23 protein-coding genes are annotated in these 22,965 nt (G+C 36.8%); 10 read left to right on the forward strand and 13 right to left on the reverse strand.

All coding sequences use genetic code 11. From position 1 onward, the window contains the following. Positions 1 to 267 precede the first annotated feature (267 nt). Both BCL90_RS15125 and BCL90_RS15130 read right to left on the reverse strand, forming a co-directional pair. Entirely contained in the window at positions 268 to 1,026 is a 759-nt protein-coding gene (locus BCL90_RS15125) for a hypothetical protein (protein ID WP_134380661.1), read from the reverse strand. A 61-nt stretch (positions 1,027 to 1,087) separates the two neighbouring features. Next, positions 1,088 to 2,440 (reverse strand): PhoH family protein, encoded by a 1,353-nt coding sequence (locus tag BCL90_RS15130; protein ID WP_121284842.1) that lies wholly within the window; start codon positions 2,438 to 2,440, stop codon positions 1,088 to 1,090. 753 nt (positions 2,441 to 3,193) lie between these two features. On the opposite strand from BCL90_RS15130, the gene BCL90_RS15135 reads away from it, so the two are divergent. Continuing rightward, positions 3,194 to 5,353 carry an FUSC family protein gene (locus BCL90_RS15135; protein ID WP_121284843.1) on the forward strand — a complete coding sequence of 720 codons (2,160 nt, stop codon included), beginning with the start codon at positions 3,194 to 3,196 and terminating at the stop codon, positions 5,351 to 5,353. A 221-nt stretch (positions 5,354 to 5,574) separates the two neighbouring features. Next, positions 5,575 to 5,985 (forward strand): organic hydroperoxide resistance protein, encoded by a 411-nt coding sequence (locus tag BCL90_RS15140; RefSeq protein WP_086546445.1) that lies wholly within the window; start codon positions 5,575 to 5,577, stop codon positions 5,983 to 5,985. A gap of 164 nt (positions 5,986 to 6,149) precedes the next feature. Here BCL90_RS15140 and bioB read toward each other — a convergent pair whose 3' ends face one another. From bioB to BCL90_RS15170, 6 genes are all read right to left on the reverse strand, one after another. After that, entirely contained in the window at positions 6,150 to 7,151 is a 1,002-nt protein-coding gene (gene bioB / locus BCL90_RS15145) for a biotin synthase BioB (protein ID WP_121284844.1), read from the reverse strand. A gap of 109 nt (positions 7,152 to 7,260) precedes the next feature. Next, on the reverse strand, positions 7,261 to 8,610 hold the full coding sequence (gene mgtE, locus BCL90_RS15150) for a magnesium transporter (protein WP_121284845.1): 1,350 nt from the start codon (positions 8,608 to 8,610) through the stop codon (positions 7,261 to 7,263). A gap of 91 nt (positions 8,611 to 8,701) precedes the next feature. After that, complete coding sequence (locus tag BCL90_RS15155) at positions 8,702 to 9,004, reverse strand: type II toxin-antitoxin system RelE/ParE family toxin (RefSeq protein WP_121284846.1); 303 nt, start codon at positions 9,002 to 9,004, stop codon at positions 8,702 to 8,704. Next, positions 8,997 to 9,248, reverse strand: a complete 252-nt coding sequence (locus BCL90_RS15160; protein WP_121284847.1) for a type II toxin-antitoxin system ParD family antitoxin — start codon at positions 9,246 to 9,248, stop codon at positions 8,997 to 8,999. The genes BCL90_RS15155 and BCL90_RS15160 overlap by 8 nt, the downstream gene beginning before the upstream one ends. Positions 9,249 to 9,309: 61 nt before the next feature. Beyond that, complete coding sequence (corA, locus tag BCL90_RS15165; protein ID WP_166792211.1) at positions 9,310 to 10,431, reverse strand: magnesium/cobalt transporter CorA; 1,122 nt, start codon at positions 10,429 to 10,431, stop codon at positions 9,310 to 9,312. Between the two features lie 3 nt (positions 10,432 to 10,434). Continuing rightward, entirely contained in the window at positions 10,435 to 11,046 is a 612-nt protein-coding gene (locus BCL90_RS15170; protein ID WP_121284848.1) for a WbqC family protein, read from the reverse strand. 39 nt (positions 11,047 to 11,085) lie between these two features. Between BCL90_RS15170 and BCL90_RS15175 the strand changes: the two genes are divergently transcribed. Further along, positions 11,086 to 11,958 carry a lysophospholipid acyltransferase family protein gene (locus BCL90_RS15175; protein ID WP_121284849.1) on the forward strand — a complete coding sequence of 291 codons (873 nt, stop codon included), beginning with the start codon at positions 11,086 to 11,088 and terminating at the stop codon, positions 11,956 to 11,958. Between the two features lie 5 nt (positions 11,959 to 11,963). Further along, complete coding sequence (locus BCL90_RS15180) at positions 11,964 to 12,977, forward strand: glycosyltransferase family 2 protein (RefSeq protein WP_121284850.1); 1,014 nt, start codon at positions 11,964 to 11,966, stop codon at positions 12,975 to 12,977. Positions 12,978 to 13,181: 204 nt separating this feature from the next. Here the strand turns inward: BCL90_RS15180 and BCL90_RS15185 are convergent, their stop codons facing one another. Both BCL90_RS15185 and aroQ read right to left on the reverse strand, forming a co-directional pair. After that, the gene (locus BCL90_RS15185; RefSeq protein ID WP_121284851.1) at positions 13,182 to 13,898 is read right to left on the reverse strand and encodes a TlpA family protein disulfide reductase; all 717 of its coding nucleotides are present in this window, start codon (positions 13,896 to 13,898) and stop codon (positions 13,182 to 13,184) included. Between the two features lie 11 nt (positions 13,899 to 13,909). Continuing rightward, complete coding sequence (aroQ, locus tag BCL90_RS15190) at positions 13,910 to 14,326, reverse strand: type II 3-dehydroquinate dehydratase (protein ID WP_208529883.1); 417 nt, start codon at positions 14,324 to 14,326, stop codon at positions 13,910 to 13,912. 49 nt (positions 14,327 to 14,375) lie between these two features. Between aroQ and xerD the strand changes: the two genes are divergently transcribed. Then, positions 14,376 to 15,275: a site-specific tyrosine recombinase XerD gene (xerD, locus tag BCL90_RS15195; RefSeq protein ID WP_121284852.1), complete on the forward strand. Its 900-nt coding sequence runs from the start codon at positions 14,376 to 14,378 to the stop codon at positions 15,273 to 15,275. Positions 15,276 to 15,548: 273 nt separating this feature from the next. Here xerD and prmC read toward each other — a convergent pair whose 3' ends face one another. Continuing rightward, positions 15,549 to 16,472, reverse strand: a complete 924-nt coding sequence (gene prmC, locus BCL90_RS15200) for a peptide chain release factor N(5)-glutamine methyltransferase (protein WP_244095089.1) — start codon at positions 16,470 to 16,472, stop codon at positions 15,549 to 15,551. 27 nt (positions 16,473 to 16,499) lie between these two features. Here prmC and ribD point away from each other — a divergent pair, with 27 nt between their 5' ends. The 4 genes from ribD (at position 16,500) to BCL90_RS15220 (ending at position 20,037) form a co-directional block, all read left to right on the forward strand. Next, positions 16,500 to 17,555 (forward strand): bifunctional diaminohydroxyphosphoribosylaminopyrimidine deaminase/5-amino-6-(5-phosphoribosylamino)uracil reductase RibD, encoded by a 1,056-nt coding sequence (gene ribD, locus BCL90_RS15205; RefSeq protein ID WP_121284854.1) that lies wholly within the window; start codon positions 16,500 to 16,502, stop codon positions 17,553 to 17,555. Then, on the forward strand, positions 17,552 to 18,421 hold the full coding sequence (locus tag BCL90_RS15210; protein ID WP_121284855.1) for a DMT family transporter: 870 nt from the start codon (positions 17,552 to 17,554) through the stop codon (positions 18,419 to 18,421). Before ribD ends, BCL90_RS15210 begins: the two co-directional genes overlap by 4 nt. Further along, the gene (locus BCL90_RS15215) at positions 18,408 to 19,022 is read left to right on the forward strand and encodes an IMPACT family protein (RefSeq protein ID WP_121284856.1); all 615 of its coding nucleotides are present in this window, start codon (positions 18,408 to 18,410) and stop codon (positions 19,020 to 19,022) included. The genes BCL90_RS15210 and BCL90_RS15215 overlap by 14 nt, the downstream gene beginning before the upstream one ends. Before the next feature lie 154 nt (positions 19,023 to 19,176). Next, positions 19,177 to 20,037 (forward strand): nucleoside phosphorylase, encoded by an 861-nt coding sequence (locus BCL90_RS15220; protein WP_121284857.1) that lies wholly within the window; start codon positions 19,177 to 19,179, stop codon positions 20,035 to 20,037. A gap of 243 nt (positions 20,038 to 20,280) precedes the next feature. Here BCL90_RS15220 and BCL90_RS15225 read toward each other — a convergent pair whose 3' ends face one another. Continuing rightward, on the reverse strand, positions 20,281 to 20,676 hold the full coding sequence (locus BCL90_RS15225) for a DUF1398 domain-containing protein (RefSeq protein WP_121284858.1): 396 nt from the start codon (positions 20,674 to 20,676) through the stop codon (positions 20,281 to 20,283). Positions 20,677 to 20,678: 2 nt separating this feature from the next. Next, positions 20,679 to 21,728, reverse strand: a complete 1,050-nt coding sequence (locus BCL90_RS15230; protein WP_121284859.1) for an aldose epimerase family protein — start codon at positions 21,726 to 21,728, stop codon at positions 20,679 to 20,681. A gap of 76 nt (positions 21,729 to 21,804) precedes the next feature. Here BCL90_RS15230 and BCL90_RS15235 point away from each other — a divergent pair, with 76 nt between their 5' ends. Then, entirely contained in the window at positions 21,805 to 22,956 is a 1,152-nt protein-coding gene (locus tag BCL90_RS15235) for a galactokinase (protein WP_121284860.1), read from the forward strand. Positions 22,957 to 22,965: the final 9 nt, after the last annotated feature.

The raw sequence follows: 22,965 nt of genomic DNA on the forward strand, positions 1-22,965 counted from the left end.
TTAAATCTGCGCACCTTTTCTGCGGAATTTGTGGGAAACAAATCACTATAACAGTTCATTCGCTAATAGCTGCACTTCCCTTTCTGGAGGATAATATGGGCATAGAGCGGTCGGTTTTTCGCATTTTCAATCAAATAAGACGGTCCATTGCTCTATTTTATAGAAGGCAAATACCTTTGCTTTCCGGGAGCACCGTTATATTGAGTGCCATGTTAACATTAATTGGGTTGTTTATAGCGCTTAGGTCGTTAAGAAAATACCATTAAGCTAAGCATTTAATACCCTGTATTCGTTATAAGCCATAACCACATTGTAAACCAAAAGAATTATCCCCTGGATATTTACCAGCTTATCAATATCTAATTTAAGGATTGTAGCAGTCAAAAAAATGGCCAGGATTGATCCTGCCGATATAAAAAAGGAAAGCTTAAATGAGCGATAAAGCATTGATAACCTGAACAGAGTTTTTCTTTTAAAAAGTACCGGATCTTTAATCAGTTGAATGAGATTTCCGAATACAAAAAACAAAATTAAAAAGATTGCAATTCCTGATAGCACTCCTTGGTTCAGGTTTGGAATAACCAGATAACCTTTGTAAATAAAATAAGCAACTATCGCAATACAAAAAAACGCTTTCAATAGCTGCCAGTTCTTACTTACTAAAAGCCATTTCATCCATTCAAAATCAGTTTCAGAGGCTTTCTGTTCGAGTTTTGATCTTGTTTCAGGTGAAAAAGATATAAAAGGATTTATCAATCCAATGATCACAATCAGCATTGTACTTACAAACTGAAAAACACCATCAGCTATCAGGATTTTGATTCTTTCTGCATTTAAAATTCCTGGTGTGAAACATGAAATTAAAATCAATGCAATGATAACTAGATGAAAAACCAGAGGACTAAAATTCTCAATTTTATTAGTCCCGTTATTTGGGTTATCCATAACAGTTAATTTACCAGAATCTTTATCCAGATATTTATTCATTACCCGAATGGCAATAATGATGAAGAACAAAGAGAACATGGAGCCCAATAGAATAGAATTTTTAGTGGTTAAGAAATATAAGTTTTGTATTTAGAATAAACTAAAGTAAGGCATTCGCTAAATTCGCTAATTCACTCCTTTCGCCTTTTTGCAAAGTGATATGGGCATAAAGGGGATGATTTTTCGCGTTTTCGATTAAATAAGACAGGCCATTACTTTCTGAATCGAGGTATGGTGTATCAATCTGGTAGATATCGCCTGTAAAAACAATTTTAGTATGCTCTCCTGCCCTCGAAATGATTGTTTTAACTTCATGTGGCGTAAGATTTTGAGCTTCATCAATGATAAAGAAAATTTTAGTCAGCGTTCTGCCTCTGATAAAGGCCAAAGGGGCAATGGCTATTTTTTCCGTCGTGATCAGCTCATCAATTTTTTCTGACATTTTATCATCACCAATAAACTGTTCCTTAATAAAACGCAGGTTATCCCATATCGGTGCCATAAAAGGATCTGTTTTCGATTTTGCGTCGCCTGGGAGAAAGCCTATATCTTTGTTGCTCAATGAAACGATCGGCCGGGTAACATAAATTTGTCTGAAATTTTTACGCTGTTCTAAAGCGCTGGCTAGCGCCAATAAGGTTTTTCCGGTTCCTGCATTACCCTGGATGCTCACCAGCTTGATTTCGGGATCTAAAAGAGCATGAATGGCAAATGCCTGCTCTATATTTTTGGGTTTGATCTTAAAAATAGCATCTGTAGAAACGGTCGAAATCGTTTTTAAGCTATTATTGTAAAATACGTTGGCGGTTTTCCTTTTATTTTTAAGGATATAAAAGTGATTGGCATTTTTTGGCGGTAATCCCAATTCACCTGCATCTATAAAAGCATGTTTTTTTACCTCTTCTATCACTTCGATCGGGAAATCAACCAGCTCTGTTTTGCCCGCATAAAGCTCATCTACATTTTTAATCTTTCCTGTTTCGTAATCTTCTGCGTTTAAATCCAGGGCTTTTGCTTTTAACCTCAGGCAAATGTCTTTCGATACCAGCACTACTTTTTTATCAGGATGCTCTTCTTTTAAGCTTAATGCAGCATTTAAAATTTTATGGTCTGTTTTTCCTTTTCCATAAATGTTCTCTGCATCTACAATTAAAGGTTTCTCGTTCAGCACTACCCTAAATTTGCCCGAATCCGGACTTTTTAGCGAAATCCAGTCGCTGATCAGTTTTTGTTTTGAAGTTTCATCTATCAGACGGATAAAACTTCTGGCCTCGAAGTTCCGGGTGTCATTACCACTTTTGAAATTATCAAGTTCTTCTAAAACCTGGATGGGAATGGCTACATCATGCTCATGGAAGTTATTTATCGCATCATGATCATATAAAATAACCGAGGTATCTAAAACGAATATCTTTTTTGATGGATTGGAGATTGATTTACCTTTTTTGGCCATTTGGTAAATTTAATATTTTAAGAAGAATTAGCAGAAAAATTGACTATTCTTTTTTAGATCATTAGCCAAAATCCTGGACAAAATAAAAACGGGGAAGTCTTCTTTCGATTCTTTCCCCGTTTTAACTCTAAAAACAACCGTAGTCGTATTTTAAAGCATCTAATTCTTGTTACTTTGATTTTTCCGTTTTCGTTAGGTTTTGCAACTTTTGCGATCCGTGAAAATTTATTTCCAACTCTTCCGTCCGTAAACTTCTGAGTTTTCCATAAGCTCTGTTTGGGCCTGTTCGATTTTCTCATTCTCCAACCTTGCGGTGGTCATGTATATTCTTACTCGGTTAACCCTTTCTGAAATTAATCGTTTTCCCTGTAAACTATCCGAAACAATTCCCCTTTCGGTTCCTTATCTCTTTTGGATTGTTTTATCAGAATTCAAAGTACTTCGTATTTGATATGATCTAATTTAGCACGAAAACACACTTTTGTCAAGAGAAAAATGAACGTTTTTATAAACAAAGTTATCCACTTAAAAATACTGGTTATCAACATGTTGAATTTTCATAATCGTTGTTTTTACTATAAAATTACAGCATCTTATAAGGTTATTAACAATAATAACAATTGAACTTATAAACATTGCTTATCAATTTATCAATCAGAGAGTTACCATTTTTCAGCTTAAAAATAAAAAAAAAGGCAAAAAACTTAATTTTATTCACAACAAAAAACTTCGCTATTATGTTATTTTTGTAACATGCAGATTAGGCAACCCATTAGAAATATACAAGACTTTTTATTGAGTACGTATTTTGCCGACGGTCTCCGAATTACCATCGGTGTTCTGCTCCCCTCTTTAATTTTTGCCCAGTTTGGCATGTTAAAGTACGGCATGACTTTATCTTTAGGAGCTTTGTGTGTAAGCGTAGTTGATAGTCCGGGGCCTATGGTGCACCGGAGAAATGCCATGCTGATTACCACTGCACTCATATTTACCTTTTCCATCATCACAGGTCTTACAAATAAGAACCATTATTTTATTGGCTTTCTACTGGCAGTATCAAGTTTTGTGTTTTCGATGTTTTACATCTATGGGGTTAGGGCTGCATCAGTTGGTACTGCAGTTTTACTGATTATGGTATTGAGCATTGATGATATCCGTCCATGGCAAGAAGTATTATTATACGCTTTTATGGTTATGGCTGGTGGACTTTGGTATACTGGTTTAAGCTATTTTGTGTATAGGTTACGTCCTTTCCGTTTGGTACAGCAATCGTTAAGTGATTCTATTTTAGAAGTTGCAGAATTTTTAAGGGAGAAGGCCAAATTTTACCATCAGAACAATAATTACGATAAAACCTATTCGGATTTATTACAACTCCAGGTCTCAGTTCATGAGAAACAGGATGCGGTAAGAGAATTACTATTTAGAACCCGCGAAATTGTAAGAGATTCTACTCCCGAGGGCAGATTTTTATTATTGGTATTTGTAGATATGGTCGATCTGTTCGAGCAGGTAATGTCTACCTATTATAATTACCAGCAGTTGCATGATCAGTTTGATAAAGCAGGTATATTATCAGACTATGAGATGGCCATTAAACGGATCTCTTACGCTCTTGACGATATATCATTTGCATTAAAAAGTGGTGGAACACCTGTTGTTTCAAAACGTTTACTGATTGAGATTGAAAGGTTAAAGATTAAGATTAATAATCTGGAAAAGAACAATCAAAATCAGGAGTACAATACTTTGGGTATTATTGCCTTAAAAAACATTGAGGTGAACATTGAGAATATTCTATCGAGAGTTAAAACTATTTTTAGCTATTTTAAAATCAGAAACAGCAAAGATATTCGGCAAGCTGATGTAGATACAGAGAAATTTATCACCAGACAAAAATTCGATTTTAAACTGTTTACAGAGAATCTAACCTATACTTCTTCTACTTTCAGGCATTCGTTACGGGTTACTGTGGTGATGCTTTTGGGTTTTATAGTAGCTCAAATTCTCGATTTCTCTCATAGCTACTGGATTCTGCTCACCATCCTGGTAATTTCGAAACCGGGTTTTAGTTTAACAAAAGAACGTAACTATCAACGTTTAATCGGCACCACAATTGGGGCGTTTATTGGTATGGCCGTAATAACTTACATTCACGATCGGAATACTTTATTCGTGATCCTTTTAATCTGTATGATTGGCTGTTATAGTTTCCAAAGGAAAAATTATGTAGTGAGTGTTCTATTTATGACACCCTATATCTTAATCCTGTTTGATTTTCTGGGTATGGGATCTATAGCGCTGGCTAGTGAGCGGATTTATGATACTTTTATAGGCTCTGGAATTGCGTTATTGGCCAGTTATTCTTTATTCCCAACCTGGGAGTATGAAAAGCTCAAAGAGGCTATGATCAACATCCTAAAAGCAAATAAGGCTTATTATGAACAAGTGATTAAGTTGTATTTTGAGAAAAATTATAACAGAACGGAATATAAACTGGCTCGAAAAGAAGTGTATGTAAGCACGGCAAATTTGGCTTCCCTGTTTCAAAGAATGTTTTCTGAACCCAAAAGCAAACAGCTGTTTATAAAAGAGGTGCATCAGTTTACAGCTTTAAGTCACTTATTGTCTTCTTATGTTGCCACACTTTCGCTCTACAATAAGGAGCACCAATTTATCTTCGAGAGTTTCGATAACCTAAAACCTATTGCCAATAACACCAATTATCTATTGGATACTTCTATTGATAATCTGGAAAAAGGTACCGATACCATTGATAATGTGCCATTAATCAGGTTAAACGATAATGGTTTAGGGGTAAAAAAAGGAGAAGATTTAATTCCGGAGCAATTCGATCTGATCCAGAAAGTTGCTTACGACATCTATAAACTATCGGTAAAAATAAAACTTTAGTCAACAAAAAGCCGTCTTGCTTAGTGGTCACCTAAGCGCTTGCTGAAATGGAAAATTGCAAAGCAAATTATTCCAGATCTTTACAACATTTCTGATAGCTGCACCAACAATCCGCTTCATTAAGTTTTGTCTATCCGTGGCATTATGATTGTGCAGTCTTTATGGCTGTTAAAAACAAAGACAAGTATAATTTGTTAAACTTAATCAATTAACAAATTATGATGGAAAAGCTATATACAGCTGAAGTTACAGCTACTGGAGGAAGAGACGGACACATTAAATCGAGTGATGGTATTTTAGATTTCGATTTAAGAAAACCAAAAGAACTTGGAGGACAAGGAGGTGCTACAAACCCCGAAGAGCTTTTTGCTGCTGCCTGGGGACCATGTTATCTGGGAGCCTTAGGCTCAGTTGCAGAACGTGAAGGTGTTGATATTAGCGAAGCAAATGTGAAAGTATTGGTTTCGTTTAATAAAGACGGAAACTCTTTTGTACTTTCTGCTGATCTGGATGTTCATATTCCGGGGATTTCTCATGAGGAAGCACAAGCTTTAGCTGATAAGGCACATCGTGCCTGCCCATATTCGAAAGCAACAAAAGGAAATATTGAAGTAAGGGTAACTGCGGTATAGTAAAGCGCATCTTACTTAGGTGTGAGGTCAGGTGCTACCATCTGACTTTAACATAGGAGTTAACTTAATGTCAGATAGTAATATCTGACACCACTATTTATAAAAAAATAGTAACAAAAAAGTCCCGGTTTTAGTCGGGACTTTTTTTGGATTATACTTTCTAGTTAAATAGCTTCTTGTTCAATCCTTGTATTTGCGGGTCTGCCATTTTTAAAGGCATCACGGGTTTTTAGACCTAATAGTTCAAACATGGCCATGTCATCTACAAAAGCAGGATTTGGCGTAGTTAATAATTTATCGCCTGCAAAAATAGAACTTGCACCGGCCATAAAGCAGAAAGCCTGTTCCAGCGTACTCATTTCATTTCTTCCAGCTGATAAGCGCACTACCGAATTTGGCATTACGATCCGTGCAGTAGCAATCATCCTCACCATATCCCAGATTGGAACGCGTGGCTGATTTTCTAAAGGAGTACCTTTTACGGGCACCAAAGCATTAACGGGAACCGATTCAGGATGTTTTTCCATGTTTGATAAGGTCTGCAACATCGAAACGCGATCTTCTACTGTTTCACCTAAACCGATAATGCCACCACTACATACCGTTAATTTAGCTTTACGCACATTTTTAATGGTATTTAAACGGTCATCGTAAGTTCTTGTAGAGATAATGCGTTTGTAATCATCTTCAGAAGTATCGATATTATGGTTATATGCATATAAACCAGCGTCGGCTAAACGTTGTGCCTGATTTTCGGTTAGCATACCTAATGTACAACAAACCTCCATATCCATATCATTCACAGCCTTAACCATTTCGATCACACGATCAAAATCGCGGTTATCGCGTACTTCACGCCATGCAGCGCCCATGCATAAACGTGACGCCCCACCCTCTTTTGCTTTAACGGCAGCGCTAACTACCTGGCCAACCTGCATTAAAGGTTGTACTTCTAAATCGGTATGATAGCGGGCTGCCTGGGGGCAATAACTGCAGTCTTCTGCACAGCCACCCGTTTTGATCGAAATTAATGAACTTACCTGAACTTCATTGTAATCTTTATTCTCTCTGTGGATACTTGCAGCTTCGTAAACCAGATCTAAAAATGGCCTGTTATAAATGTCGTATATTTCTTCTTTTGTCCAATCGTGTCTTGTTGTTTGCATGTGGATCAGATTTTACAGATTTAATTTTATTCGTCTTAGTTAATTAACAGGCAGCCAATTCAGTCTTTCGGATAAAGATACCGAACTCCTAAAATCAAGCAAATCCTGATTATAGTAAAAGTTTGCTGGCCAATCCTAAAATTAATAGGAAGCCAAAAACATCGGTAAAAGTAGTAATAATTATAGATGATGCAATGGCAGGATCAATACCTACGCGTTTTAAAATAAGTGGAATACCTGCACCAGTGATACCTGCAATAACCAGATTACCCGTCATAGCCAGGAAGATAACCAAACCGAGCATTGGGTTCCCATCAAAAAAGAATGCAAAAATAAATACAATTAATCCGTTTGATGCCCCATTGATCAAGCCTACGGTAAACTCCTTTAAAACGGTTCTATAAGCTTGCTTATCTGTTAAATCGTACAACGAAATACGCCGTACGGTTACTGCAAGTGCCTGGGTAGCAGCATTTCCGCCCATCCCGGCAATAATGGTCATATAAGCTGCTAAGGAAGGAATCAGTTTAATGGTTGGATCGAAATATCGAACTACTGATGATGCCAGGAAGGCCGTGCCCAGGTTGATGATCAACCATGGTAAACGCGATTTTACCGCTTCTACCCAGTTACCACTCAATTCCTCATCTTCCGATACCCCTGAAATTTTTAAGATATCTTCTGTACTTTCCGCTTCCATTACATCAATCACGTCATCAAAAGTTACCCTTCCCAATAATTTCTGATGATCATCTATTACCGGGATACTGGTTAAATTATATTGAGAAATGAGGTTGGCTACTTCTTCCTGGTCGGTATCGGGATGCACGTAAACGGCATCTATTTTAACCAATTCAGTTATTTTGGCGTTATGTTTTGCCTTGATAATATCTTTTAACGAGACAATGCCTTTAAAAATCTCCTCGTCATCTACCACATAAATGGTATAAAACTCCTCCATTTCCTCACTTTGGCGAATGATCTCGTCAATTGCATCTTTTTTGGTGAGGTTGATGTTTACACAGATCAGTTCTGTGTTCATCAAACCACCAGCGGTTTTTTCGTCGTAAGTTAAAAGGTTTCTGATTTCTGAAGCATGATCTTCGGTAAGATCTTCCAGAATTTCTTTCTGCTCGTGATCTTCCAGTTGCGAAATAATATCTGTCGCATCATCATAATCCAGCTCCTCAACAATTTCGGTACGTTTATCGGGATGAAGCTCAAAAAGTAAATCTTCCGGATGAGATTCTTCATCCATTTCCGAAATAATCTCGGAAGCGATCTCGGTTGGAAGAAGGTTAATAATATGCCGTTGTTCAGATTTATCCAAACGTTCGAACAAAATCGCAATTTCTGAGGCATGATATTCCTCTAAAACTATTTTTAATGTCTCATCACCAGCTAAAATTGCATTTTTAACTTTGAGTACGTCGCTTTTATCTATTTCGAATGACTGCATCTATAACCTAACCAAAAAGCCCTAAAGCTACATATATTAAAAATTGTTTTTTACAATAAGTGACTTTTAATGTTAGTCATTTACAGTACAATTAAAGTTCTGTCATTTTAGCTCCTAAATCCATCTTAGCGTGTAAAATCCTAGCTATTTCGATTTCTCCATTATCAATTATCAGATAGAAAATGATATGTTCACCAGCTTTGAATCCTAATACATTTTGGCTTGTCTCCTTATAGTTTCTACCTATTTCAGGTTTCTTTGCAATCTGAATACAAAATCCAATCAGTAGCTTATAATATTTGTCTGCTTGATTTTCAGACCAGACATCATAAGTGTAATCCCAAATTTCGCTTAAATCTTCAAGCGCTTTGTTACTAAGAGAGAACTTAGCCATTTTTCCTCTTTTTGGCTTTCAACATTTCAAGATGTTTTTTAGGATCAAAATCCTTAACCATTCCACTATCAATTCCCACCTGAAGTGCTTCTCTTAAAATTTTGATTTTGTTTTCTTGATCTTCCAATAATCTTAACCCTGCCCGAATAACCTCACTTGCATTTTTAAATCTTCCTTCGGAAATCCTTTCATCAACAAAATTTTCAAAATGATCTCCTAAAGCCATAGATGTATTTCGTCCCATTGTTTTAATATTAAAATATTATTAAAGTTACCAAAAACTGGTACATTTTAAAAATAAAGTTTTATTTAAACCAACCTTTACGCCAAAAGTAAATTACCTGTATAACAGCTATCACTCCCATCACAATCCAGGTGTATAAATAACCATGTTCAGCATATAATTCCGGCATGTTATCTTTCAGTATTTTTCCGGTTGCGGGGTCTTCCCTGCTGAAGTTCATACCGTAAATCCCTGCAATAAAGGTTAATGGGATAAATATGGATGAAATAATGGTTAATACCTTCATAATTTCGTTCATCCGATTACTGATGATCGATAAGTTCATATCAATATTGGCAGATGCAATCTCTTTTAAAGATTCTATAAAGTCTATAATCTGGATGCAATGGTCGTAAGCATCTTTCATATAGGTTTTGGTCAGGTCAGATATTAAAGGGCTGTCTGTGCGAATAATATCATTCAATTTATCCCTTTCCGGCCAGGTTACTTTTCTAATGGTGATCAAAGATCTTTTTATGGCCTGTGTATCGTACATGATTCTTTTATCAGGATGATCATATAAGCGGTCTTCAATCGCATCTAATTCTTCGCCCCAAAAATTCAAAAGCGCAAAATAGTTATCTACAATCACATCCATGATGGCATACATTAAATAACTGCTGCCACCAATGCGGATGTTGCCCTTCCCTATTTCCAAACGTTTCCTTACCGGTTCAAAACAATCTGCATAAGTTTCCTGGAAGGTAATCAATGTCCGTTCCGATAAAATAAAGGAAATCTGATCATTGCAGAGTACATTATCCTCGCCTAAATATAAATGCCTGCTTACTGAAAAAATATACTTATCATTATCATATTCATCCAGTTTAGGCCGCTGATAAGAGCTCGTAATATCTTCAAGCACGAGCCTGCTAATGTCTAGTTTATCGTAGAGGGTTTCAAATATATTGGGATCAGCCAAACCTTTGATATCAAACCAGTAATAAAAATCTTTGTTCTCGATTAGTTTATCGATGTTATTGATGTTTTCCAGTTCGGTTTTCTTATAACTCTTATCATTATAAGTGTGCAATACAATGTGTGGCTTTAATGCATCTTCATCGATGGCGTACAAACCCGGACTGGTGCCAGGCGCTGGAACTTTATAGTGTTTATGACGGTTACGTGGCTTGCTTTTTCCCATATGTTACAAATATAGCCGGGCTTGGGGGCCCTGGTTAAATAACAGATCAACAATACTTAAGTTGGGTAAAAATTGATGTTTATCTTCAAAAACCTGATAATAGGACTTATTGTTTACAATATCTTCCTGTTTTTTAGGATTCATGGCCGAACGGAAATCCAATTCTGGTTTGATGTCATCAAAATATTCTCCTGTTACCTCAAAGCTCTTATTCAGCTTTAGTTTTTTGTTTAACCACTCTAAAAGTTCGAAGTTATAATCGAACAAAAATTCAAATTTGTTGGTATAAAAACGCGAGAGTTCATCTTCGTAAAACTCGAAATAAGCAGAACTCCGGTAACAGCTTTCTAAACTCAACCAATGCAAACGTTGCCAGTTAAAATCGTAACTGATCCGCACATCCTTCATTTTCGTATGTGTTTTAGCACCTTTAACCACCGGAACGGTAATATCAAGTTTGCCATTGGGCGAATAAATACTGGCCCTGTTACGGTAAGTCTGCTTGGCTAAATGCTCATGTTTTTCAATTAAAAAATCCTCTCCCAGTTTTTGCAATAAACTAAAATAACCAACTGGCGGAAGATAAAATAATGGAAGTATAGCTGTATTCTGCATTTGAAAATTTATGTTTGTAGCTGAAACGTTTTAAAAATAATGATTAAAAGAGGGATTGCGCACGTTGGCGTATTTTTTTTGTACCTGTTATCGCTGCTCCCCCTGCCTTTGCTGTTTTTTTTTGCAAGATTACTATATTATCTGCTTTATTACGTAATAGGCTATCGAAAAAAAGTTGTCAGACAAAATTTAACCCAGTCTTTTCCCGAAAAATCTGCTGCTGAAATAAAAGCCATTGAGAAAAAATTCTTCCTGTACCTGGCCGAACTTATTTTTGAAATCATCAAAATGACCAGTATTTCTAAAGCCGAAACTTTAAAAAGAGTAAAGTTTACCGGTTTGGAGCAACTGGAAAATCATTTTAAAAGAGGTGAAAGTGTACTGGCCTGTACCGGACATTATGGCAACTGGGAATTAGGCACCTTAGCACTTGGATTGAGTATATCGGCCAAAACCATGGTGATTTTTAAACCCATCAAAAATAAAATTTTCGAAACCTGGTTTGATCGTATGCGCACCAAGTATGGCAATGTTTTTATTGCTATGCGACAAACGCTACGTGGCATGGCCGCCTATAAAAATGAACCTACACTTTTGTGTTTTGCAAGCGATCAATCTCCTACCAGAGAAGAAACCAAATATTTTGTAGATTTTTTAAATCAGCCTACTGCTGCACTTTTAGGTGTAGAAAAAATTGCAAAATCAACCAAAAGACCGATATATTACTTTAAGGTAAGTGTGGCTAAAAAAGGTTATTACCATGTAGAAGTGTTGCCCATGTGCCTCGAACCTGAAAAAATGGAAGAATTTGAGATTACTGACCTGCACTTTAAATTTTTAGAGAACATTATAAAAGAACAGCCTCAATACTGGCTCTGGAGCCATAAGCGCTGGAAATTTAAACCCGAATAAAAAGAATGAACCCATCAGTAGCCGTTGTAATTTTAAACTGGAATGGAAAAGCATATTTAAAGCAGTTTTTACCCGGAATTTTGCTTTCCGAATATGATAACCTACAAATTGTTGTGGGCGATAATGCCTCAACAGATGATTCAGTTTCATTTTTACAAGAAAACTTCCCAACTGTTAAAATTATCCAAAATGATCAGAACTATGGATTTGCAGGAGGCTACAATAAAGTTTTAGAACGTGTAGAAGCCGATTATTTTATTTTACTCAACTCGGATGTAGAAGTTGTTCCAAACTGGATTAAACCTATCATAAGCCTAATGGAAAGTGACGCACAGATTGCAGCAGCACAGCCCAAAATTAAATGGCAAATGAACAAAAACCAGTTCGAATACGCAGGCGCTGCCGGAGGTTATCTGGACATTTATGCCTTTCCTTTCTGTCGCGGAAGGTTATTCAATGTCTATGAGTTAGACAATGGTCAGTACAATGATAAAACTGAGGTTTTTTGGGCCAGTGGGGCGGCATTTTTCATTAAAAGCAAATGCTGGAGAGAAGCTGGTGGATTGGACGCCGATCTTTTTGCGCACATGGAGGAAATAGACCTGTGCTGGCGTTTAAAGAACCTGAACTACAAAATTATGTATTGTCCGGATGCTGAAGTGTACCATGTTGGCGGCGGAACATTACAAACTGAAAATCCTTTTAAAACTTATCTCAATTTCAGGAATAACCTGATTATTATGCAAAAAAACCTACCTGCAGGTGATGCTATTTTCAGGATTACTATTCGCATGTTTATCGATTTTATTGCGTGGTGGCATTTTCTGCTAACGGGAAAACCTAAATTCACCATGGCAGTAACCAAAGGACACTGGCATTTTCTTAAATCCTTGTCAAAAACAAATAAAAAAAGAAAATTGGTTCAAAAAGAGTACTCCAAACATACAGGAGTATACAACAATAGTGTTGTTTGGGCATTTTTTATTAAGAAAGTTAAATATTTTTCGAAGTTAAAATAGATCGAGAATAATCATGAGGCTGTATCTCACTTTGAATTTGTCACGTTGAGCCTGTCGAAACGCCTTGTAAGACATTTGAGACAGGTCCTTCGACAAGCTCAGGATGACAATATTTATAAGACAGCCTGCGGAAAAATTAGCATCCTTTTTAAAAGATTTCTCGACTACGTTATACACTGCTCGAGATCAAGGTCCTAGGGCAAACTACTTCAAAGATTCATTGATTGATTTTTCTACCCAGTATATAGTATTGGATGCCAAACCCAATGTACTAAAGGCGATATAACCTTTTTTATCAACCACAACATGGGTTGGATAACCTTTAACTCCATATTTATTGGCTATATACCTCCCACCATCCACAATGTTATAATCAAAGGCGGTCGATTTAAGAAAACTTTTCAGATCATATTTTTCATCCAAAGCAATGGCCAGGAAAACCACATCTTTATTGTCTTTATATTTAGCTACCAGTTCATTTAACTGTGGAATTTCTCTTTTACATGGAGGACAATTGATAAACCAGAAATTAAGCACGAAAATTTTTCCTGTACTATCTCTTAAATCGTATTTATTACCATTCATATCGGTAATTTTTAAGCCATTAAACAAATCGCCTTCCCTAAAAGAATCGCTAGCTCTTGGTTTTGGGATCTTATCCATATAAGCTGATTTCTGCTCAGCCGATAACTCATAAATCAAATATTCTGGCTGACCGCTCTCGGTAACAGTTTTCCGGCTTTTAATGCCATACTTGCCCGTTTGCATCAATTTTTTCCAGGCATTAAACGGATACACCAGACCGTCTTCTCCTCTTACAACAGATTGTTCGTTCAATACATTTTTCTTGATGGGATTTTCTTGCGCATAACCAAAAAGAGCAGTAAATAAAAGAGCGATAAAGATTAGATTTTTGAACATTTTAAGATAATTTAAACCAACAAACTTTCGATAGCCAGACGGTAACCTTTTATTCCAAACCCGGTTAAAACCCCCTGACAGTTTTTTCCAGTCAACGAAACATGGCGGTATTCTTCACGGGCATAGATATTTGAAATATGCACTTCAACCACTGGCGTTTTAATAGCGGCAATGGCATCAGCAATGGCTACAGAAGTATGCGTATAACCACCAGCATTAAGCACTACCCCATCATAACTGAAACCTACATCATGTAGTTTATTAATAATTTCGCCCTCCACATTACTTTGGTAGTATTCAATTTCGATTTCCGGATAAACTGATTTTAATTCTTTAATGTAATCTTCAATGCTGGTATTTCCGTAGATAGATGGCTCACGAACGCCCAATAGATTTAAGTTTGGGCCATTAATAATTTGTATTTTCATAATATAATGTTGTAACGTTGCAATGTTATAAAAAATCTCAAATAAAAGCATGCTTTGGCCATCATATATTAAAGGATTTAAGTCGTACCTGAAGTTAGAGCGGTCGCTATCTGGCAATTCTATAGCAGCTTACCTCAATGATATTGATAAGTTGATCCAGTATTTCCAATCTTTAAATGAAGAACCCAAATTAAGCGACATTACCATAATAGACCTAAAATCTTTCATTTCATGGTTAAATGAGCTTGGTATGCTCGCAAGTACACAGGCAAGGGTAATATCAGGATTAAAAGCTTTTTTCTCTTATCTAATGCTCGAAGATATAATCAGTAATGATCCTACTGCATTATTGGAAGCGCCCAAACTGAGCCGAAAATTACCTGACACGCTTAATATCCACGAAATTAATGAGTTGATTGCTGCAATAGATGCTTCAAAACCCGAAGGGATGCGGAACAAAGCCATCATGGAAGTATTATATGGCTGTGGCTTACGTGTTACTGAACTAACAGAACTTAGAATCTCCAGTCTTTTTCCGCAGATCGAATTTATTAAAGTACTTGGAAAGGGAAATAAAGAGCGTCTGGTACCCATTGGAGGTGTAGCCTTAAAACTGCTCGACATTTACATTAATGAAGTTCGGGTACATGCAAATATTAAAAAAGGGCATGAAGATTTTATCTTTTTAAACCGTTCTGGTGCTAAACTTTCTCGTATTTCGATTTTTAACCTGATCAAAAGCCTGGCAATTTCTACGGGATTAAAGAAAACGATCAGTCCACATACTTTAAGGCATTCATTCGCGACACATTTAATTGAAGGTGGCGCTGATTTGCGTGCAGTGCAGGAAATGCTGGGGCATTCGAGTATTACCACCACAGAAATTTATACGCACATTGATAGAGATTATTTGAGAGAGGTGATTACGCAATTTCATCCGAGGGCTTAAGTGTTGATGGTTTTTAGATTATGGTGATGATTAAGGTGTATACCAAATACGGATAATTTTCGGTGTATCCGTGGTTTTTTTTAACTACAAAGGCACAAAAGGCACAAAAGACACAAAAGTTTAATGTTTTGTTTTTCTATGGCCTAAATCTTTGGACTTTCGGACAGCTGATGTAGTAACATTTTCCTCACCATTAAGAAGTTAAGAATATTAAGGATTTAATAGTACATTATATCTTCGGACCTCCGACGTCAGACTCCCGACTATTTCTCATCAAACCCCTGCTTTAACCATCCGATCTTTCCCTTGCATATCTTGTCTTAACTCGATATTAGTAAATCCCTTAGCAGCTAACATTTCAATAGTTTCTTTACCTAAATATTCATTAATTTCAAAGAAAAGTTGTCCATTAGGTTTTAGATTGGTTTTAGCAAAATCAGCGATTGCTTTATAAAAAATTAAGGGGTTTTCGTCGCTCACAAATAAAGCCAGATGTGGTTCATATACTAACACGTTGTTATGCATATCTATTTTTTCTAAATCCCTGATGTAAGGTGGGTTACTTACGATAACATCAAATTTTTCTTCAGATTGAAATGTTAAAATATCTGCTGTAATAAAATTGATTTCAACACCGATTTGCCTGGCATTCTGTTTTGCAACTTCGATAGCATCGACAGATACGTCTAATGTAGCTACCTGAGTGTTTGGTAAGTGTTTTTTAAGGGTTATTGGTATACAACCAGATCCAGTTCCAATATCAAGCATATTTAGCCTTTTCGGTGACTCAAAACTGTTAACTGAAAACTGAGTATTGCAAACTGAAATGATCCAATCTACCAATTCTTCTGTTTCAGGCCTTGGAATAAGCACCTGTTCGTTAACCTTAAAAACAGAACCGTAAAAATGTGCTTCCTCCAGAATATGCTGAATAGGTTTTCCAATCTGCAGGTCGTTAAGAATGCTCAATAGTTTTTGCACATTGATAAAGCTGATGTCGATATCCTTTTGCATGATCAGTTTACCTGAAGATAGAGCTAAAACCTTCTCGGCTGCAATAGTAAATAATGCTTTTGCTTCATTACTATCATATAAAGCGCCAAGTTCCAGTTCATAATGTTCGGCTAATTCTCTTACCTTCATACATACAAAATTACTTAATTGAGATGATAACAGCGCTCTTTTGATAAGAGCCATGACTCTTTTTTTACTACTTTTGCGCTAATGAGCGATGAATTTTATATAAAACGTTGTCTTGACCTGGCGGCCTTAGCTTTGGGGAACGTTAGTCCGAACCCTATGGTTGGTTGTGTGATTGTTGTAGACGGCAAAATTATTGGAGAAGGATATCATCAGGGATATGGAAAATCGCACGCCGAACCCAATGCCGTTAAAGCTGTATTTGATCAATATGGAGATGAGGCTGAGGCCATGCTAAAACAGGCAACAGCTTACGTTAACCTGGAGCCCTGTGCACATTTTGGTAAAACGCCTCCATGTGCAGATTTATTGGTAAAACACCAGTTAAAGAAAGTAGTTATTGGCAATAGAGATCCTTTTTCAAGCGTTGATGGCAAAGGAATCGAAAAACTTAAAAATGCTGGAATTGAAGTAGTAAGTGGAATTCTGGACGATGATTGCCGTTATTTCAACAGAAGGTTTTTTACCAGGATCGAAAAACAAAGGCCTTACATCATTTTAAAATGGGCCGAAACAGCCAATGGTTATTTTGCAACTAAAGATGGCCACCAAAAGTGGATCAGCGGAGCTTTAGCCAAGCGATTAGCACACCAGTGGCGTACTGAAGAAGACGCAATCCTGATTGGCAAACAGACTGCGATTATGGATAACCCACAGTTAACTTCTCGTGAGTGGCCTGGTAAAAACCCCATACGTCTCGTCATCGACAAAAACCTTCAGGTGCCACTAAGCAATCATATTTTTAATGCAGCGGCCAAAACCATTATCTTTAATGAGGTTAAAACAGATGTTGTTGACAATATCCATTATATCCAGATGGAAGATATGCACTTTTATTTAGCACAAAAAATTGCTTTTCAGCTTTACCTGATGGATATACAATCTGTAATTATTGAAGGGGGCGCCAATATTTTAAATCAATTTCTAAATACTAACTTATGGGATGAAGCGCGTATTTTTACTTCATCAACCAGCTGGAGTGATGGAGTTTCTTCTCCAAACATTAATGGAAGTCTGCAGGAAACCATACAAACCGGAAATGACGAACTCTCTATCTATCTAAACGACATAAATAAATGATCTACATTATTTTAAGCATTTGCTGTAGCGTTACGGTTGCTATATTATTAAAGTTGGCCAAGCGGTATCAGATCAGTATAATTCAGGCCGTTACCATTAATTATCTGGTTGCATTAAGCTTATGTTTTCTTTTTTTTAAGCCAGATGTTAAACTGATTAATTCTACCGCACCATGGCCTATTTATATTGCGCTGGCTATTCTATTGCCGTCGATATTTTTATTCCTTGCTGCATCAGTAAAGAATCTTGGCATTGTTAAAACCGACATTGCACAACGCTTGTCGCTATTTATTCCAATACTGGCGGCTTATTTTATTTTTAAAGAAGATTTCAATAATCTTAAAATTATTGGTCTTGCGCTAGGTTTCGTGGCTATTTTCTTAACTTTTTCACGAAAATCCGATCAGGAAAAAGGCAGCAAAGGAAGCTTGCTTTTCCCTATTATGGTTTTTGTCGGTTTTGGCGTAATCGATGTCCTTTTTAAACAAATTGCATTATACAAAGAATTACCTTATACGACCTCACTTTTCACCGTTTTCAGCCTTTCATTCGTTGTATCGTTTCTAATTGTGATCACTATGGTTATTTCGGGAAAAATAAAATTACAATTGGTTAATGTTGTTTGTGGACTGATTTTGGGCTTTTTTAACTTTGGCAACATTCTTTTTTACATGAAAGCGCACAAAGCACTGGCAGAGAATCCCTCAACAGTTTTTGCAGCCATGAATTTAGGGGTAATTATTGCAGGTACCTTAATTGGCGTAATTGTATTTAAAGAAAAGCTGAACAAATTAAATTACGCAGGTATAATTTTGGCCATTGCCGCCGTTATCTTCATTACACTATCACAAAATGCTGTTCGATGATTCTTATAAAACAATCGAAAATACCTCAGAAGGTATATTTCGAGATAAGGGTAGCAAATTCATTGCTTATGCTTATCCGATGCGCAGTGAGGCAGAATTGAAGCCGATTATTGCTAAACTTCGCGCAGAAAATGTAAAAGCGAATCATTTTTGTTATGCTTACCGTTTAACGCCAGATCGGTCTGTTTATAGAACGAATGATGATGGAGAGCCTTCAGGTACGGCTGGCCGGCCTATCCTGAACTGTTTATTATCAGAAGACATTACCAATGTCTTAATTGTAGTTGTGCGTTATTTTGGAGGCACCTTACTAGGCGTTCCAGGTTTAATTAACGCGTATAAAAACGCTAGTATAGAAGCAATTAAAGCTTCAAAAATCATTAACAAAACGGTTAATGATGTGTATGAAGCCCATTTCGAATACCTACAGATGAATGATGTAATGAAATTGAGCAAGGAGGGAAATCTGCATATTTTAGCACAACAGTTTGACACCAATTGTATATTGAAATTTGAAGTGAGAAAAGCACAACTCAATCAGGTTTTGAGTAAATTTGATAAAATTGAAGGTGTTAAATTAAAATATCTCAGCACAATTTAATAACCACAGACACTAGTTCTGCGTTGATTTGCGAAATCTGAGGGAACCAAAAAATGTATAAAGGGATTAGATTACGATTAGTAACCACAGATAAAAAGGATCAACACAGATAAATCTGTTTTAGCCAAATCTGCTGGGACAATATAAACCAAATATGAAAATATCCGAAAGCGACTTAATCATCAATCCTGATGGCAGTATATATCACTTAAATCTTCTGCCTGGAGATATTGCAGATACCGTAATTACAGTTGGCGACCCAGACCGTGTTGGCGAAGTGAGTAAATATTTTGACCAGATAGAATTTAAAAAAGGAAAGCGGGAATTTATTACCCACACCGGTTTTATAGGTAAAAAAAGGGTAACTGTACTTTCAACGGGTATTGGTACAGATAACATTGATATCGTTTTTAATGAACTGGATGCGCTGGTAAACGTTAATTTCGATACCCGAGAGGTAAAAAAAGAGTTGACCTCACTGAATATTATCCGTGTAGGCACATCAGGAGCCGTTCAGCCGGATATCCCAATGGGAACCATTTTGGCTTCCTCACACGGCCTGGGCATGGATGCTTTAATGAATTATTACCTACAGCAACCGTCTGGTGAAGAGCAGCTTTTAATGGATGACATCAAGAGACATTTTGGTCATTTAAAAAACATCAACCCCTATTTAACAGCTGCAGATAAAGGCCTGTTGAATACCATTGGTAAAGATATGTTTCATGGCATCACCATTACTGCTCCAGGTTTTTACGCTCCACAAGGCAGGATAGTACGGGCGAAAAATGCAGTTCCCGATTTCATCGGACTTATCAATAGTTTTCAGAGCAATCAGTGCCGCATTACCAATTTAGAAATGGAAACAGCAGGGATTTATGCATTAGCAAAAGTTTTGGGGCATAAAGCACTTTCTGTAAATGCTATTTTGGCCAGTCGTGTGAAATTCGAATTCAGTAATGAGCCTGATAAAATTGTAGAACAGGCCATTAAAACGGTGTTGGAAAGGATTTAATTAAGGCTGATCAATCAACCAGTATAACCTCTAGTGCACAAAGATGTCTCAGGTGGTTAAAATAAACCATTAATAACCTATAAAGCACTAAAATTAACAACTTATCCAAAAAACTGAAAAGTCAGATGTTAACATCTGACTCCACTTAAATAAATCTTCTTAAAAGATCTCCACTACGTTTTACTTTGGTCAAGACGAAGATTGTAGAGAAATAAAAAGGCCCGAAATTTCGGGCCTCCATATTTATGCTGTTCGTATCTTCTCTTTTACCAGTTCATTTCCTTCTGTATCCAGATAAGTGCAGGTCATCTCATCAAGATCAGTAACCCATTTTTCCACTCCCGCATCTGCCGCCTGTTTACAAAAGGTAATATAATCTGTTTCACCTTGTTGATGTACTTCTAAAGCGTGTTCCAATTTTCCGGCAGAAGATTCTTCATTAATAACCAAAGTTGGATATTCATCAGGACTCACCTGTTGTGCATTATCTTCGTCATCAAAATAGATCGATAAGCCATTGCTTACATAAACATCGTTCCGTTTCACACCCAATTCCTTAATTTCTTTTATAAACTGCGGGAAATCTGAACCAGTTTTAATTTTTGATTCTGCTGCCCGAATGTTTTCGATAGTGAACATAATTATTTGTTTAATGAAACTTTGTAAATGGTGGTTTGCGTGTAAAAATCTTCAGGTCTTAATATAGTACTTGGAAATTCAGGGATATTTACGGCATTGGGGTGATGCTGTGTTTCCACGCAAAAAGCACCGAAGCTGCCGTAATCTCTTCCGCCTTTACCATTTTTTACATCCAAATATTTTGAAGTATAAAGATGTGCTACCGGTTCTGTTGTATATACGCTTAAAACTAAACCACTTTCTTCTTCAATTGTTTTGGTTGCCAGCGATAAATCGCCATAGATTTTATCCAGAACGTAAGTTTGGTCGTAACCTTCTTCCTCATCCCAATCCTGCCCAATCGCTTTAGATTTTGTAAAATCCATGCGCGTACCTTCAACAGGGATCAATTTGCCTGTTACCGAATAATTACTGTCCTGCTCAAGGTAATTTGATGCAAAAATCTGCTGTTTGTGGTTTTTAATATTTCCACCATCTGGTGCCAGGTTAAAATAACCATGGTGTGTTAAATTAATTGCAGTAGCCTGATCAGCCTCTGCTTCATAACTTAAAATCAATTCATCATTTTCGGTAAGTTCGAAAGTAAGGTCGATGATTAGGTTGCCCGGGAAATTCTCTTCGCCATCCACACTTTCATATTGTAAGGTAACCGACGATTGTGGCCCTTCGCCCACTTCAACAATATCCCAAACTTTTTTATCAAAGCCTTCTATACCTCCGTGCAGCGTATCAGTACCAGCATTTTGTGCCAGTTGATAGTCTTCTCCATCAATGGTAAACCGGCCATTTTTGATGCGGTTAGCATAACGTCCCACAACAGCGCCCAGATATGGATACTTGTTTAGGTAATCCGGATTAAGGTATTCGTCGAAAGTATCAAAGCCCAATACAATATCCTGCATTTCGCCTTTGGCATTTTTAACGATGAATTTATTAATGATCGCACCATAATTGAATATTTTAACATAAGTGCCTTTACTATTGGTTAGTTCGATTGCGATAACTTCTTCGCCATCAATAATTTTTCCGGTAGGTATTTGCTGAACGCTCATAAATTGTAACTTAGGGCTTTTGTATCCTAAACAAACATACTACTATTAATGCTTTTAATAAATATATTTTAGCCAAATGAATATTAACCTTGAGGAAAAATTTGCAGCGCAATACCATAAAAAAGCCGATGCCATATATTTTACACCCGGTCGCGTTAACCTCATTGGCGAGCATATTGATTACAACGGCGGTCTGGTAATGCCCTGTGCCATTACCCTGGGAACCTGGTTGGCCATTGCGCCTAATAATGAAAACAAATTTAGGTTTAAGAGCCTGAATTTCGAGATGGAAACGACTGTTGAAAGCAATGTTTTAAATGGAAAAGATGGTAGCCATTGGACCAATTATCCTATAGGTGTAATTAATGAAATGATCAAAGATGGAAAAGAGATCACCGGACTGGATTTTCTTTTTTATGGAAATATCCCCATCGGATCAGGGCTATCTTCTTCTGCATCGATTGAAATCGCTACGGCTTATGCTTTAAACAGTTATTTTAACCTGGGTTACGACCGATTAGATCTTGTTAAGATTGCAAAACGGGTGGAGAATGATTTTATTGGCTTAAACTCAGGCATAATGGATCAGTTTGCGGTTACTTTCGGCGAAAAAAACAAAGCGATTGTTTTAGACTGTGAGACTTTAAAATATAAAATGGTTGATATTGATCTAGGCAACTATGTGCTGGCCATCATCAATACCAATAAACCGCGCGAACTGGCAGATTCTAAATATAATGAACGTGTTGCTGAATGTCAAACAGCCTTAAAGCTATTAAACGAAGAAATTACACTTCACTATCTTTGTGAGCTTAACGCTGAAAAGTTTGCTTTACACAGCCATTTAATAACAGATGAAACTATTTTAAACCGTGCAACACATGTAGTTAAAGAAAATGATCGGGTTCATTTGGCTGCTAAAGCATTAAACGGCGGAAACCTGGAAGAATTTGGCCGCCTGATGTATGCCTCACATGAATCGTTAAGAACACTATATGAAGTAAGCGGTAAAGAACTGGATACTGTAGTAGATTTCTGTACCAGCTATGACCATGTAATCGGTGCACGAATGACAGGCGCTGGCTTTGGTGGTTGTGCAATTGCATTGCTGGAGAAAGGTTACGAAGAAGACTTTGCAAAACACTTAACAGATTATTACGTAGCTAATATCGGCTACCCTGCAGCAATTTATATTAGCGAAATTGGTAATGGTCCAATTAAGTTGTAATATATTAAC

The sequence above is a fragment of the Pedobacter alluvionis genome, assembly GCF_003664035.1.
GTDB classification, from domain to species: Bacteria; Bacteroidota; Bacteroidia; order Sphingobacteriales; family Sphingobacteriaceae; genus Pedobacter; species Pedobacter alluvionis.

Coding starts and splice junctions, on each gene's coding strand:
- BCL90_RS15135 (WP_121284843.1), top strand. CDS start 3,194: ATGCAGATTAGGCAACCCATTAGAAATATACAAGACTTTTTATTGAGT.
- BCL90_RS15160 (WP_121284847.1), bottom strand. CDS start 9,248: ATGGGACGAAATACATCTATGGCTTTAGGAGATCATTTTGAAAATTTT.
- corA (WP_166792211.1), bottom strand. CDS start 10,431: ATGGGAAAAAGCAAGCCACGTAACCGTCATAAACACTATAAAGTTCCA.
- BCL90_RS15235 (WP_121284860.1), top strand. CDS start 21,805: ATGAATATTAACCTTGAGGAAAAATTTGCAGCGCAATACCATAAAAAA.
- BCL90_RS15170 (WP_121284848.1), bottom strand. CDS start 11,046: ATGCAGAATACAGCTATACTTCCATTATTTTATCTTCCGCCAGTTGGT.
- BCL90_RS15180 (WP_121284850.1), top strand. CDS start 11,964: ATGAACCCATCAGTAGCCGTTGTAATTTTAAACTGGAATGGAAAAGCA.
- aroQ (WP_208529883.1), bottom strand. CDS start 14,326: ATGAAAATACAAATTATTAATGGCCCAAACTTAAATCTATTGGGCGTT.
- mgtE (WP_121284845.1), bottom strand. CDS start 8,610: ATGCAGTCATTCGAAATAGATAAAAGCGACGTACTCAAAGTTAAAAAT.
- BCL90_RS15210 (WP_121284855.1), top strand. CDS start 17,552: ATGATCTACATTATTTTAAGCATTTGCTGTAGCGTTACGGTTGCTATA.
- BCL90_RS15215 (WP_121284856.1), top strand. CDS start 18,408: ATGCTGTTCGATGATTCTTATAAAACAATCGAAAATACCTCAGAAGGT.
- BCL90_RS15230 (WP_121284859.1), bottom strand. CDS start 21,728: ATGAGCGTTCAGCAAATACCTACCGGAAAAATTATTGATGGCGAAGAA.
- xerD (WP_121284852.1), top strand. CDS start 14,376: ATGCTTTGGCCATCATATATTAAAGGATTTAAGTCGTACCTGAAGTTA.
- prmC (WP_244095089.1), bottom strand. CDS start 16,472: ATGGCTCTTATCAAAAGAGCGCTGTTATCATCTCAATTAAGTAATTTT.
- BCL90_RS15225 (WP_121284858.1), bottom strand. CDS start 20,676: ATGTTCACTATCGAAAACATTCGGGCAGCAGAATCAAAAATTAAAACT.
- bioB (WP_121284844.1), bottom strand. CDS start 7,151: ATGCAAACAACAAGACACGATTGGACAAAAGAAGAAATATACGACATT.
- BCL90_RS15140 (WP_086546445.1), top strand. CDS start 5,575: ATGGAAAAGCTATATACAGCTGAAGTTACAGCTACTGGAGGAAGAGAC.
- ribD (WP_121284854.1), top strand. CDS start 16,500: ATGAGCGATGAATTTTATATAAAACGTTGTCTTGACCTGGCGGCCTTA.
- BCL90_RS15175 (WP_121284849.1), top strand. CDS start 11,086: ATGATTAAAAGAGGGATTGCGCACGTTGGCGTATTTTTTTTGTACCTG.
- BCL90_RS15220 (WP_121284857.1), top strand. CDS start 19,177: ATGAAAATATCCGAAAGCGACTTAATCATCAATCCTGATGGCAGTATA.
- BCL90_RS15125 (WP_134380661.1), bottom strand. CDS start 1,026: ATGTTCTCTTTGTTCTTCATCATTATTGCCATTCGGGTAATGAATAAA.
- BCL90_RS15185 (WP_121284851.1), bottom strand. CDS start 13,898: ATGTTCAAAAATCTAATCTTTATCGCTCTTTTATTTACTGCTCTTTTT.
- BCL90_RS15130 (WP_121284842.1), bottom strand. CDS start 2,440: ATGGCCAAAAAAGGTAAATCAATCTCCAATCCATCAAAAAAGATATTC.
- BCL90_RS15155 (WP_121284846.1), bottom strand. CDS start 9,004: ATGGCTAAGTTCTCTCTTAGTAACAAAGCGCTTGAAGATTTAAGCGAA.